Annotated in this window: 12 protein-coding genes; 6 read left to right on the top strand and 6 right to left on the bottom strand. The window is 42.7% G+C overall.

The genetic code is table 11. The features are described from left to right. Positions 1-22: 22 nt before the first annotated feature. The 3 genes from glyA to EO98_RS07925 all read right to left on the bottom strand — a co-directional run bounded on the left by glyA (position 23) and on the right by EO98_RS07925 (position 3750). Positions 23-1261: a bifunctional serine hydroxymethyltransferase/L-allo-threonine aldolase gene (gene glyA / locus EO98_RS07915; protein ID WP_048138278.1), complete on the bottom strand. Its 1239-nt coding sequence runs from the start codon at positions 1259-1261 to the stop codon at positions 23-25. A 673-nt stretch (positions 1262-1934) separates the two neighbouring features. After that, on the bottom strand, positions 1935-2543 hold the full coding sequence (gene purN / locus EO98_RS07920) for a phosphoribosylglycinamide formyltransferase (RefSeq protein ID WP_048138280.1): 609 nt from the start codon (positions 2541-2543) through the stop codon (positions 1935-1937). Positions 2544-2763: 220 nt separating this feature from the next. Continuing rightward, positions 2764-3750: a transcriptional regulator gene (locus EO98_RS07925; RefSeq protein WP_048138282.1), complete on the bottom strand. Its 987-nt coding sequence runs from the start codon at positions 3748-3750 to the stop codon at positions 2764-2766. A 151-nt stretch (positions 3751-3901) separates the two neighbouring features. On the opposite strand from EO98_RS07925, the gene EO98_RS07930 reads away from it, so the two are divergent. Further along, positions 3902-5188, top strand: a complete 1287-nt coding sequence (locus EO98_RS07930; RefSeq protein WP_048138284.1) for a tRNA(Ile)(2)-agmatinylcytidine synthase — start codon at positions 3902-3904, stop codon at positions 5186-5188. Positions 5189-5258: 70 nt separating this feature from the next. Here the strand turns inward: EO98_RS07930 and EO98_RS07935 are convergent, their stop codons facing one another. Both EO98_RS07935 and EO98_RS18730 read right to left on the bottom strand, forming a co-directional pair. Further along, the gene (locus tag EO98_RS07935; RefSeq protein ID WP_048138286.1) at positions 5259-6029 is read right to left on the bottom strand and encodes an NAD+ synthase; all 771 of its coding nucleotides are present in this window, start codon (positions 6027-6029) and stop codon (positions 5259-5261) included. 324 nt (positions 6030-6353) lie between these two features. Next, positions 6354-6647: a hypothetical protein gene (locus EO98_RS18730; protein ID WP_048138288.1), complete on the bottom strand. Its 294-nt coding sequence runs from the start codon at positions 6645-6647 to the stop codon at positions 6354-6356. Between EO98_RS18730 and EO98_RS07945 the strand changes: the two genes are divergently transcribed. Both EO98_RS07945 and EO98_RS07950 read left to right on the top strand, forming a co-directional pair. Continuing rightward, entirely contained in the window at positions 6646-9057 is a 2412-nt protein-coding gene (locus EO98_RS07945; protein WP_048138290.1) for a CDC48 family AAA ATPase, read from the top strand. The genes EO98_RS18730 and EO98_RS07945 overlap by 2 nt on opposite strands. A 262-nt stretch (positions 9058-9319) precedes the next feature. Beyond that, on the top strand, positions 9320-9574 hold the full coding sequence (locus EO98_RS07950) for a PRC-barrel domain-containing protein (RefSeq protein WP_048132927.1): 255 nt from the start codon (positions 9320-9322) through the stop codon (positions 9572-9574). A gap of 352 nt (positions 9575-9926) precedes the next feature. Here EO98_RS07950 and EO98_RS18735 read toward each other — a convergent pair whose 3' ends face one another. Beyond that, positions 9927-10163: a hypothetical protein gene (locus EO98_RS18735; protein ID WP_156164100.1), complete on the bottom strand. Its 237-nt coding sequence runs from the start codon at positions 10161-10163 to the stop codon at positions 9927-9929. 96 nt (positions 10164-10259) lie between these two features. Between EO98_RS18735 and EO98_RS17470 the strand changes: the two genes are divergently transcribed. The 3 genes from EO98_RS17470 (at position 10260) to EO98_RS07965 (ending at position 13637) form a co-directional block, all read left to right on the top strand. Further along, entirely contained in the window at positions 10260-11213 is a 954-nt protein-coding gene (locus EO98_RS17470) for an HNH endonuclease (RefSeq protein ID WP_052734449.1), read from the top strand. A gap of 126 nt (positions 11214-11339) precedes the next feature. Continuing rightward, a complete protein-coding gene (locus tag EO98_RS07960) occupies positions 11340-12086 on the top strand; it encodes a cyclopropane-fatty-acyl-phospholipid synthase family protein (protein WP_200895234.1) in 747 nt (248 codons plus the stop codon). Between the two features lie 825 nt (positions 12087-12911). Then, positions 12912-13637: a bifunctional 2-polyprenyl-6-hydroxyphenol methylase/3-demethylubiquinol 3-O-methyltransferase UbiG gene (locus tag EO98_RS07965; protein ID WP_048138292.1), complete on the top strand. Its 726-nt coding sequence runs from the start codon at positions 12912-12914 to the stop codon at positions 13635-13637. Positions 13638-13696: the final 59 nt, after the last annotated feature.

The raw sequence follows: 13696 nt of genomic DNA on the forward strand, positions 1-13696 counted from the left end.
GTAAAACCCCCTATCTCCTCAATTAGCTGTAAATCGGGAACCTTGAACAGAGTTCCCTTACCTTACCATTGACTTCTGACAGCAGAGCATCATTTCCTGCATTCTTGATTGCTGTCTCGATGTAGTCGGCAACCAGTTCCATTTCTTTTTCTTTCATACCCCTTGTGGTACAGGCAGGGGTTCCAAGCCTTACCCCACTGGTTACAAAGGGGCTGCGGGTCTCGAAAGGAACTGTGTTTTTGTTGGCAATGATTCCGGCTTTGCTCATTGCAGCTTCCGCATCCTTGCCTGTAATATTCATATTATTAAGGTTTACGAGCATAAGGTGGTTGTCAGTGCCACCAGAAACAATATCAAAACCCTTCTGCTTCAAACAGGAACAAAGAACCTTTGCATTCTTTACGGTCTGAGCCTGGTCCTGCCTGAACTGTTCACTCATGGCTTCCTTAAAGGCGACTGCCTTTGCAGCTATGATATGCATGAGGGGACCGCCCTGAATGCCCGGGAAAACTGCTTTGTTTACCCCCATTGCAAGCTCTTCGGTCCTGGAGATAATCATTCCGCCCCTGGGTCCCCGGAGGGTCTTGTGGGTTGTGGTGGTGACAAAGTCTGCATAAGGTACAGGGCTCGGATGCACGCCTGCAACTACAAGCCCTGCAATGTGGGCAATATCTGCAAGAAGGTAAGCTCCGACTTCATCTGCAATTTCCCTGAACTTCTTGAAATCGATCTCGCGGGGGTAGGCTGAAGCTCCGCATACGATCATTTTCGGTTTGCATTCTTTTGCCAATTTCAGGAGTGCGTCATAGTCCAGGGCTTCTGTCTCTTTGCTGACCCCATAGGGCACAATGTTATAGAGCTTTCCGGAAAAACTTACCGGGCTGCCGTGAGAAAGGTGTCCGCCGTGAGAAAGGTCCATGGACATGATTGTGTCTCCAGGCTGCAGTACAGAGAAGTAGACAGCCATGTTGGAGCCTGAACCTGAGTGAGGCTGGACATTTACGTACTTTGCCCCGAATATTTCCTTTGCTCTGGAAATCGCGAGGTTTTCGGCAACATCAACGAAATCACAGCCACCGTAATAGCGCTTGCCGGAATATCCTTCGGCATACTTATTGGTCATGATTGAGCCCTGGGCTTCCATAACAGCCTTGCTCGCATAGTTTTCTGACGCAATCAGGTTCAGTTTGAATTCCTGACGTTCGGCTTCCTTTTCAATAGCCTCGAACAATTCCGGATCAATTTTTTCAATATAAGACATTACTGTCACCTCATAATCCATGCATTTAAAACTTATTCGAAATCAAGGGTTTCTCGTTAGCGTGAATTGATTAACTGTTAATATGCTTACGATTCTGGTATTTACTTACATTAATGTGTTGAAAGCTGTAAGAACTGCCTGACAAACTAAAAGCCGGACGGACTGAAAGTTCTCAACCGTCCGGGCGGTCCTCGATAAACGGGAATTATCAAACAGTTTTACAACCTTCCGGACTGAAAGTAGCTCTAATTGAAGAGAACTCTAATTAAAGAGAACTCTAATTGAAGAGAACTCTAATTGAAGAGAACTCTAATACTGAGGTTAAGATCCCAGGAAAAATATCCCGAGCATATTAAGGACTCAGGAGATTCTGGAATATGGAACGTATTCAGTTGGCCAGTATAGTTTCGTGTGAGTAATATAATTCAAGTACTTATAACCATCAGAGTATTAATGAGTATACTAATGGGTAAAATCTATTCCGGTTTGGGACTACATTCTATTTTTGAGCAAGTTCTCAAAACTTATCCCACCGGAAGTTGCCCAATATTAATACTTTATCTTTCGATCCGGACTTCTGCCTTATCGGCTCAGATCTGCCTGATAAAACTAATGCAATCCAGAGTAATGCAATTCCGGGACTTCTGCAGAGTTCCTGGTCATTTAAGGGCTATTACTTAAGGGCTATTACATTTCTACCCTCAACTTTAAGTTTACCCTCGACAAAGAGCCTGACAGCTTCGGGATAGATAATATGCTCCTGCTCGAGAATCCTGGCAGTGAGAGTTTCGTCGGTATCTTCCGGAAGCACAGGCACGCAATTCTGAAGGATAATAGGCCCGGAATCGAGTCCTTCATCTACAAAATGTACGGTACAGCCTGCAACTTTTACTCCGTACTCAAAAGCCTGTTTCTGGGCATGAAGCCCTTTGAAAGCCGGAAGAAGAGACGGATGTATGTTCAGAATCCTATGCCTGTATGCCTCAATGATCTCGCTTCCTAAGATCCTGAAATAGCCTGCAAGCAGAAGAAGATCCGTATCATACTGTTTGAGGACATTCAGGATTTCCCTATCGTATCCGGCTCTGTCATGCCCTTCGGGATCAAGAAAAACAGCACTTATTCCGTGTTTTCCTGCACGTTTGAGCGCATAAGCATCGGCCTTGTTGGAGATAACCACATTAACTGCCGCATTTTTTATGTAGCCCTTTTCAATGCTGTCTATGATCGCCTGGAGATTTGAACCCCGTCCGGAAACCAGCACTGCAATCTTTACCGTCATTGAAGCGTTTAGATTGAAACAGTGATATATTAGGTTTTTGCATCTTTGGGGCATCCGTGACAAACTGAGAGTGAATACCCATCAAATAGTTAGAGAGTTCAAGAAGAGGATATCATTAACTAGAAGAAGAAGAAGAAGAAGAAGAAGAAGAAGAAGCTCAGAGGAAAAAAGAAAACATTTTTTAGTCTACCGATTAGCCAGAAGGGAAGACAAGAGCAGTTTACCCGTCACTCTGGGGTTCCTTACGCTCCTCTATGAACTCAAGGAGTTCCTGAGAATCGCTTATCTTGTCAAGTTCTTTCTTTTCGATCAGTACCGTATTTTCGACTGACTTCAGTTTGGAATGCCCGTTAATAATGAACACGGACTGAGTTTCCGTAATGCAAGAAATGCTGCTCATCAGATGAGCCCGTTTGATTACTGTTGTGTTAAACTCGCTGACACCTGTAAGGATAACTGAAGACTTATCCCGTGAGATAGCCTTGAAAGGTGCCTGCGCCGTAGGAAGGACATCATATCCGAGCATTGAAATCGTATTGAGGATCAGGTCTTCCGGCAAAAGCACATTATGTTTTACCTGTGGTTCTTCCTTTTCAGGCTCTGCCTTCTTCCTGGGCTTTCTGCTCCCGCAGGATTTCAGGATATCTATGGGCCTTGCCAGTTCGATCCCGAAAATGTCCTCAAGCTGGAGCACGACATCAATGGACGCATCCATACCTTCTTCTTCATATTTGCTGATAGTCCTTCTTGAAACCCCTACCATGGAAGCCAGGGTCCCGAGGGACATGGACTGGTCTGTCCTTGACTTCCTCAGAAGATCTCCTTCTATTGCGACATAAAGACCTCCGGGTGCTGCTGAAACCAGAGGCGGGATATTTTCTACAAAGTAGTCATGGAGGGTCTGGACGCTCAGTGCAAGGATATCATAGCGCATGTAGACAACACTGTCTTCAAGCATCTGGTCCCTTGTCTTGGCTCCAACAACGATAGCGGAACCTCCGAGATACTCAGCAAGATATTTCATCTCCCGGGCTGTTTCTTCGTTCAGGCCGTCAATGTTAAATAAAACCTTGCAAAGTAATAGTGTGTCATATTTCCGTGCGGCAACATCAAAGCTCCTGGGACGTATATTACATCGATCAGAGAGTGCAAAACCCGCACGCGACAATACATCAATAATTTGATGTATGAGAACTTCTTTTGTCATTCCAGTACCAATCTCTGTTTGAGCATCTATATATATATTTCTCCGACATTGGTAACGTATACAGGGGAAAAACAAGCCGGAGACTCCCGAAAAACTGCGGCATCCCCTCAGAATTGCAGAAATATTAAGGGAGAAAACGGGATATGGAAAAATGATCATTGGAATTGACGATACGGACTCAAATGAAGGCATGTGCACCACATATCTGGGAGCCCTGCTGCTTGAAGAACTGCAGGAATACGGGACTGTGGAAGCCCTGCCCCTCCTTGTGCGCCTGAACCCTACCATTCCTTATAAAACAAGAGGTAACGCGGCAGTTGCCCTGAAACTTAAAACTGACTGTCCTGAAAAAGTAATTGCGCATGTAACATCCAGAATAGGGGAACTTGCACGCATGGAGTGTGAAAAAACCAATCCCGGAACCGTATTTATTCTGGAGAAAGATTACGAAAACCTCAAACCCGTCCTCATGAGTTTTCTGGAAGGGGCTGTAAAAGAAGTAATCGAAATAGAAAAAGCAAAGAACCTTATTTCGGAGCTCGGGATTGCCTCGAAAAGCTTCAAAAACGGAAGGGGGCTTATAGGCGCTCTTGCAGCCTGCGGGGCAATGCTGAACCCTGAGAAGTGGGACTGCACTTTCGAACATCTGGCATACAGGCAGAAGGCAAGATGGGGAACTCTGCGTGATGTGGATAAGGAAAGTTTTTTTGAGGCTGACAGGCAGACATACCCCGGAACCTGGGATACTGTAGATCTTACAAACCGGCTCGTAGTCTGCGTGCCTCGCTCGGGAGACCCTGTATTATTCGGGATAAGAGGAGAAAGTCCTGAGATCGTTAATAAAGCTGCATCCCTGATCAGGGCAGAGCCTGTTGAGCGCTTTGCTGTATACAGGACAAACCAGGGAACGGATATGCACCTCCTGCCGGCACAGAATATCACTGAAATCACGGACATGCATTCTTACAGGCTTGAAGGTACGGTCTCGGCAGCCCCGAAAACCATTGAAGGAGGACACGTCATCTTTGCTGTCCGGGACCGGGAAGGAGACGAAATCGACTGTGCAGCCTTCGAACCAACAAAGAATTTCAGGTCGCTTATCCGAAAATTGGTGCCCGGAGACCAGGTCATCCTTTCAGGAAGTGTCACTTCCGGAACCCTGAACATTGAAAAAATAGAAATTAAAACTCCTACCCCCATTTACAGGGAAGAGAACCCGAAGTGTCCGGAGTGCGGAAAAAACATGAAGTCTGCAGGTCAGGGACAGGGTTTCCGCTGCAAAAAATGTGGGACACAGGCGCTCTCAAAAGTCAGGTGTGAAGCGGAAAGAGACCTTGAGCCCGGACTCTATGAAGTCCCCCCCTGTGCCAGGAGACATCTCGCGAAGCCGCTGGCAAGGGAAAAATGTCAGGACATAAGGATTTATCCATCCCGGTGAAGGGAAAGGCTATAAAACTTAAATTCCCGGAGCCTTACGCCTGTACCGGGCTTTCCCTCACCTGAGGAACTCAGTACAGTTCCGGAACAGGCGGAACTTTTCGTTTATGTTCGTTTCTCTCAATACGTCTGGTAACGGAGCTGAGCTGCTCAACGGATACCCCGGAAGCATTCAGAATTTTTTCAGGCTCCACTCCTTTTTCAAGCATCTTGAGCACCTCGTCAACCTTTACGTAAGAAATTCCAAGATCGTCTTCATCGGTCTGACCTGCCCATAACCCCGCAGACGGCTTTTTGGTAATGAGAGGTTCCGGGATTCCGAGCCTTCGGGAAAGCTCCCATACCTCAGTCTTGTAAAGCCCGCCTATAGGTTCAAGGTCGACGCCTCCATCCCCGTACTTTGTGTAATAGCCAAGAAGGATCTCGGATTTATTTCCTGTACCGAGGACCATTCGGTTCAGCTGGTTTGCGTGGAAGTACAGAAGAGACATCCGGGTTCTTGCCTTCAGGTTGCCTCTGGTGAGCCGGTCTGCAGATTCGCTCTCGGGAACAGCAGCCATGAAAGCCGATACAATGCCTGAGATGTCAATTGTCCTATACTCAATCCCGAGCCAGTCGGCAAGAGTTTTCGCATCTTCACACTCAGTAGCAGGAGTAAGGCCGCTTTCGGGCATATGGATGCCAAGAACCCTGTCTTTACCAAGAGCTTTTACGGCAAGAGTTGCGGAAAGAGCGGAATCAATTCCCCCGCTAATGCCTACAACTGCCTCGTTTACACCTGCTTTGCCAGTCTCATTCCGGATAAAATCAATAATCCTGTTCTGTGCTTTTTCAAGGTCCATGCTTTCAAATTCCTGGAATTTTGTGAATCATATGAAATCCGGTTATCTCGAAGTTAAAAATATGATTTAAACTCTTGTTCATCGGAAAGCCTGAATAATATATTATCTGAAAGGCTAATTCAGATTGTATTAAACAGTTTGATACACAGAAGCTGTAAATATATTAATCTTCCAGAAAAACAGAGTTAAGGGTAAACTTATTTAATAAATAGAGAATATAGAAGGTTTATCATCCGAACATAATAATAGAAATACTTGAGTATTAAAAGTATTCAGTAATTGCCCATTACTTGAGTATCCTGGCATCAGGGTGCTAAAGGTGCCTTAAGCTAGCGAAAGTATATTTTCCTGGAGTGCAAAAACAAAAATAGCTGGACATTGCCAGGCGAGAACTTTCAAACACTGATTAAATGCCCGTAATGGTCCAGAGTAAATGCGTATACGGGACAAATTTTCCCGGATGACAGGCATTAAAATAAAAAGAGCATCTAATATAGAAAGTAGATATTCCAGAATTACACGATCCGGAAAATTCGGGAAAAAACCGGCATCAGTTAATTTTATTTTATAACCAGATAAAATTACAATCAAAAAGAAACTATTTTCGGGATGACCCATGGAAGAAATACAGTTGAAGGTTGAAAAGGCATATCCTATTGACCTTGGAAGAGGAATTATCCGGCTTGACCCTACAGCGCTACTGAAACTTCAGCTCTCCCCCGGTGACATTGTGGAGATTAGGGGGAAGAAAAAGACCACAGCAAAGGTATGGAGAGCAGACCGGCAGGATTGGGAACAGGGAATCGTGCGCATTGATAATTTCATCCGGCAAAACGCCGGAGTTTCCATAGGGGAGAAGGTGACCATTAAAAAGGTCGAAGCCCCGGAAGCAAAAAAGATTATTCTGGCACTTCCGGAAAGCATGACCCAGGGTGGACCTGAAATGCAGTTTGGGGAACATGCAAATGAGATCATAAAGCGGCATATCCTGAAAAGGCCTGTGTTCAGGGGAGACATAATTCCAATTATAAACTCAATGTCTCAGCCAATGACTGAGTCCCTGACAACAAGCCAGGTAATTCCTCTGGTTGCCGTTGAAACAGACCCTACAAACACCATTGTCCTGATTACGGAAGCAACAATTATTGAGCTCCGGAAAAAGCCGGTACAGGGCTACGAAAAAGCGACCAGGGGTGTCACTACCTATGAAGATATAGGAGGGTTGGGACAGGAGATTATGCGCGTCCGGGAAATAATAGAAATGCCGATGAAACACCCGGAGCTCTTTGCTCACCTTAATATAGAGCCCCCAAAGGGAGTTATCCTCTACGGCCCACCAGGAACCGGAAAGACCCTGATTGCAAAAGCCGTGGCAAACGAATCGGGGGCAAGCTTCCATTACATTGCGGGTCCCGAAATTGTGGGGAAGTTCTACGGAGAAAGTGAGGAAAGGTTAAGGAAGATCTTTGAAGATGCAACCCAGGACGCGCCTTCAGTTATTTTCATTGATGAAATTGATTCCATTGCCCCTAAAAGGGAAAACGTAACAGGGGAAGTGGAAAGACGAGTGGTTGCCCAGCTCCTGACCCTTCTTGACGGGATGGAGGAAAGAGGGCAGGTCGTGGTTATAGGGGCTACTAACCGTGTGGATGCAATTGACCCCGCACTCAGGAGACCCGGCCGCTTTGATAGGGAAATTCATATTGGAGTGCCGGATACCAAAGACAGGTACGAGATCCTGCAGATTCACACACGGGGCATGCCAATTGAGAAAGACAAAGAAACCAGGCTAACCGAGCCCGAAACTGAAGCCGAAATTGAAGAAAGAACTGAAATCGAAGCAGGAACCGGAATTGAAGCTGGAACCGGAATCGGAGCTGAAATCGAAGCTGAAGCCGAAATTGATGAAGCTGCCATAGAGAGGGAAAAGAAAGAGGAGACAAACCTGTACCTTATGTACCTGGCTGAGAAGACGCAGGGCTTTGTGGGTGCAGATCTTCTGGCTCTCGTGCAGGAAGCAGCAATGCGCTGCCTCAGGGAAAGCCTGCCTGACCTTGACCTCGAAAAAGAAACAATTCCTCCTGAAAGGCTGGAAAAGATTGTTGTAACTAAAAAGAACTTCGAAGATGCCCTGATGGAAGCCGAACCCTCAGCTCTGAGAGAGATCTTTGTTGAGATGCCTTCGGTTAGCTGGGAAGATGTTGGAGGCCTGGATGAAGCAAAGCATTCGATTGTTGAAGCTGTCGAGTGGCCTATTAAAAACCCGGAAAAGTTTGTCCAGATGGGCATAAAAGCTCCAAAGGGAATCCTGCTTTACGGCCCGCCCGGGACGGGAAAGACCCTGATCGCGCAGGCTGTTGCCAAAGAGTCAAACGCCAATTTCATAAGCGTCAAAGGGCCGGAGATGTTTTCGAAATGGCTTGGAGAGTCGGAAAAGGCAATTCGGGAAACTTTCAAGAAAGCAAGGCAGGTTGCTCCTTGTGTTGTCTTTTTTGATGAGATCGATTCCATTGCTGCGATGCAGGGTATGGATACGGACAGCCGGACTTCGGAAAGGGTACTCAACCAGCTGCTTACAGAAATGGACGGGCTTGAGACTCTCAAAGACGTGGTCATAATTGCTGCAACTAACCGCCCTAACCTGCTTGACCCTGCGATCATCCGGCCTGGGCGTTTTGACAGGCTGGTTTACGTTGGGGCACCTGACCGTAAGGGCAGGATGAGAATCTTTAAGATCCACACAAAGAATACGCCTCTTGCAGAGGACGTGGACCTTGAGAACCTTGCCAGTGTAACAGAGGGATATGTGGGCGCTGACATAGAAGCGATATGTAGAGAGGCTGTAATGATTGCCCTGAGGGAGAACTTCAACATCGAAGAGATTGAGATGAGGCACTTCAGAGAAGCCCTTAAAAAAGTAAAACCCACAATTAACGAAAACATTGCTCAGTTCTATGAGAAGATAGAGGAGCAGTTTAAGGGAGGTCAGAAACCGGTCGAGACAGCTGGACTTGTGGGATACAGGTAAGAATTTAAGTCAACTACCCCCGAACATTACATTAATAAAAAACTAATTGAACAGAGCAGGACGGGGAAGTTGATGCATTCATCCCCTGAGCTAAAGACTCAGGGGGTTCCAGCTGAGGTTTTATGAATTAACTCATAAAAGGGAAGAGTTTATAAAGAAGAGAGTTTCAAATTGAATAAAATATTTAAAGTAAAAGTATTTAAACTGAAAAGCCGACTTTACCCAAATTCCGCATAACACTGAGCACGGAGACAAGATAATAATGTCTAAAGTATTTGCAAGAAACCTCCTCTTCAACAAGCAAGTGATGGCTACCGACGGAACGGAGATAGGAACGCTGAGCAACATTGTAGTTGAAATCAAAGGAGGAAAGGTCATTGACCTTGTGGTCAGCCCCAATCCCACATTTGATATTTCAAGATACAAAAAAGAAGATAATTATATCCTGATTCCTTTCGAATCCGTAAGCGCCATCAAGGACTATATTATAATAGACAAAATGAAAGCAAGGGCATGAATTGGAAAAGGGAAAGAAAGAAATCTCCTTTCCTTTCAGATCCTGTTTTCATTTTCAGTATACATTTAATTCAGCCAGAGGAACTCTTCCCGAATTGCGCCTCGGGAGTACGCGGTTCTTTTCGCTCGCTTCGCTCGTTCAAGAGGACTCTTATAAAGGTTAATTAATCGACTCTACCAATGAGCTGAGCTCAAGAGAATTAACAAAACTCTGCCTGCATAACAGTATTCAGCTATACCGAGTCATTCTTGTCACGCTCGACGAAGGAGAGCGGCTTTCCCATAACAAAAAAGAAGAGAACAAAAAATAAAATAATATCTACTTCTGCTTTTATCTCATTTCCAAGCTGTGTCTATCTTTTTCTTCCTTCTACTTCACCCCCTTCCAAATCCTCCTGCCTTTTTGGGTAGGGCCGCCAAGCAAGCTGGCGGAGGCTCCAATACCATGTTAATTTAGAAGCCTTTTTCAGGGAGTAGAATATTTTCTTGCTCTTTAGAGCCTTATGTAATACTGGATCGTTCTTGTTACGTCCGATGTATAAAGCTGACCTTTTCCAAGAAGAGTTATCAGAGGCAATGGTGGCTTCCATGTTCTAAAATGTAAACAAGATCTAATTGATTATTGTGGAGGAATTACTCTGACTGAAACAAAAAATGATTAAGTTGAAGAGACAATAAAATCACTTTTGCCTGACGAAAAATTTAGAAAGGTTTGCTTGTCTTTATTCCTACAGTCAATTAATCAAGCAAATTCATATGGTAGTAACAAGTGGGGTGTACATTATCGTCGTGATGGCATTCGGCTCCTAGTTGGTAGTCTCATTGTTTTTACCATTCACAAAAATGGTATCTGGTTAGCTCTTGACAAACAGTTATTAAATGAAAGGAAAGATACTCGGGAATCATTAGGAATAAATAAACTGTGGCAGTGGGATGATGGCAAGTGGTCTGAGTATAAAGCAGTTCCATCGATGAATGGATATTATACTCCTTCCAGTGAGAACTTAGAAATCTGGCCTATAATACGTGATTTTCACTTTGAGTATGTAAAAAAGGTTGCAAACAAATATGAGTGGTTAAATATTAAAAGCCAGTCAAAAAGTACTCCTGAACTATTGACTTACTTAGAAAAAGAACTTGGGCAAAGTATTCCTGTCCCAAAATATGGAATCCAGGAAGATAAAATTCTTCAAGATGACAACATCCTTCAAGAAATTAAAGATTATAATATAACTCATAAAGAGTTGTCTGAGACGGAACGTGAAGCAATAGTACAAAGTCGTATTGGTCAGGGAATATTCCGTTCTGATTTAAAAAAGTACTGGGGAGAAAAATGTGCTGTTACAGGATGTAAGTTAATTAAGATACTGAAAGCATCCCATATTAAGCCATGGAGTCATTCAAATAATACAGAACGCCTTGATTTATACAACGGTTTATTACTTATTCCAAACTTAGATAGCGTTTTTGATAAGGGTTATATCAGTTTTGATGATGAAGGGAAAATAATTATCAGTAATCTACTGAGTGAAGATGACAGGATTAAACTTGATATTCACTCTGAAATGAGAATAAGAAAAATAGAAGAGAAACATATTAAGTATTTAGAATACCACAAGCAGGAAATTTTCTTAAAATAATTGGTTCTGTAGAAATAATTTGAAGATTATATACTCAAAGTTTTTCGGATGCCTCGCCAAACAATACTTCCTTCATGGACAAATTAAAGAAGTTTAATTGGATAAAACTTTTGATAGGTGTTCAGGATGATATATACAAAATCCAGTAAATATGATACTGCTTTTGTTAAAGAGAATATGATGGGACCAAACTCAATGAAGATCATTGAGGAATTGGCAGAGTCTTTAAATCTTGAAAAGGACATGCGAGTACTTGACCTTGGCTGCGGGAAAGGATTAACTTCAATCTTCCTGGCAAAAGAATATGGAGTTACTGTTTTTGCGACTGACCTCTGGATCAGTGCAACAGAGAACTATGAAAGAATCAAATCAATGGGCCTGGAGGACAAAATAATTCCAATACATGCAGAGGCACACGATTTGCCATTTGCACAGGAATATTTTGATGTCGCTATAAGTGTAGATGCCTATCACTATTTTGGAATTGAAGAAGATTATTTAACAAACCATTTTGCCCCTCTTGTAAAAAAAGGAGGACAAATAGCAGTTGCAGTCCCGGGGTTGAAAAAGGAGTTTACGGATGGAGTTCCGGCAGAACTGCAGCCATACTGGTTTGATGATATGAATTTCTACTCATGCGACTGGTGGTATAAGTTATGGAAAAATTCAGATTCGGTCCGCATAGAAGAATGTAAGGAATTAAAGTGTTTAGAAGAGGCCTGGCAGGATTGGCTTTCGTGCGACAATGACTATGCCCGCAGAGATATTGGAATGATGAAAGCCGAGGGTGGGAATTACTTTAATCTGGTTTCAATCGTAGCTACTAAGAGCCTATCCGAAAAGTCAGTAATGCATGTTGAAAAGTCACAATAAGTCTATAATATCAGATTATCCTTTTCGGTTTTACATAATTGCATATTGTAAAAGTTACAGTAGGTGACCACTTTTCGGATAGGCTCTAAAGTGAACAGCATTTTTGCTGTTTTTATTAATTTTGAGCAACACGATTTTTAACTTTTTTAGATAAGTGTTTGATTATGGACTCAAAGCACTTATATTTCAAATGTGATTTAAATGCTTTAACTAACTGAGCCAGAAAACCAAAAACTAGTTCCTTTCTTTCATCCCTCCATGAATATTACTCATAAATTTCACCATGTTCCCTCTTTACCGTGAAATCTTCATTATCTTAATCCTCTTCAAGGTATTCACAAAAGGATTCACCTGATGATATTTTGAACTCTGCCAGGCAAAAACCTTGTGGGCGACGAATAACACTATTACACATATGGACGAAAAAAATAATACACTTACTGACATTTGTACTTCTAATGGTGACGTTTTACTTGCTCCTATTGATTTTCCCGTGATATTGAATATTAGGTGATAGTAACATCCTTTTTAGCATTTTCGGTATTTTTCAATTTATCCTGAGTTATTGGTTTTTTTGTGTAAGAAGTGCTATAGGAAATATCAGTTTCAGTCCCTCATGTCACGACAATTCAATTATGTAAAAGCTCCTCCCAAAACCAATTTTGAGACTTTTAATTATTTTCGGGATTTTGAATTTATTGCAATCAACTACCAGTGAAATTAATGGTCAGGTTTGGCGATCCCGGAAGATATTAAAATGTATCCGGAATACGAACATTTTTGGTTTAGTAAGATGAATCATATTTGAAAGGGATCTGCTGATTTATGAGAACGGATAGCATAAACCACTGGAATATTGTTGCTGAAAATTATAGTGCGGAAAATAATCCGGGAAAAAATATTCATTCCCAGATATACCTGGCTGCTGTCAATGAATTATTAGGAAATATAAACGGAAAACATATCCTTGATGCAGGATGTGGTGATGGCTTTTTTTCGTTAGAACTTGCACAAAAAGGAGCAATAATCACAGCTATCGACGGTTCTGACGCGATGTTAAATATAGCAAAGCGCAAGCATTCTCATGTTAATATTCAATACAATAAAATGGATTTGACCAGAACGTTAACTTTTGAAAATAGATTATTTGACGTTGTTGTGGCGAATATGCTATTAATGGATATTCCTGAAATCGAATTATTTATTTTTGAAGTAGCACGGGTATTGAAAAAGCCTGGCGATTTTATTTTTTCGATAACACATCCATGCTTCTTTTCAGGCAACTGGGAGGAAGACGAAAACAACATAAAAATGTATAAAAAAATTGGAAACTATCTGGATGAAAGAGTAGAAGAACTAAATTTTTGGGGTAAAACCTTACATTACCACAGACCTTTATCAAAATATATGGATGCGATTGAAAAAGCCGGGATGTACGTAAGTTCATTTAGAGAACCGGTTCCTTCAAGAGAATTAATAGAATTACACCCGGAACAGGAGTATCATTATAGAATTCCGTCATTTGTAGTTATCAGGGCAAAATCAATTTAAGAAAAATGCCCCTATATTCGTATAACAACGGCTTCAGTGCAAAGTTTCGGGCTTTTAAT

The sequence above is a fragment of the Methanosarcina sp. 2.H.T.1A.6 genome (assembly GCF_000979455.1).
Lineage (GTDB): Archaea > Halobacteriota > Methanosarcinia > Methanosarcinales > Methanosarcinaceae > Methanosarcina.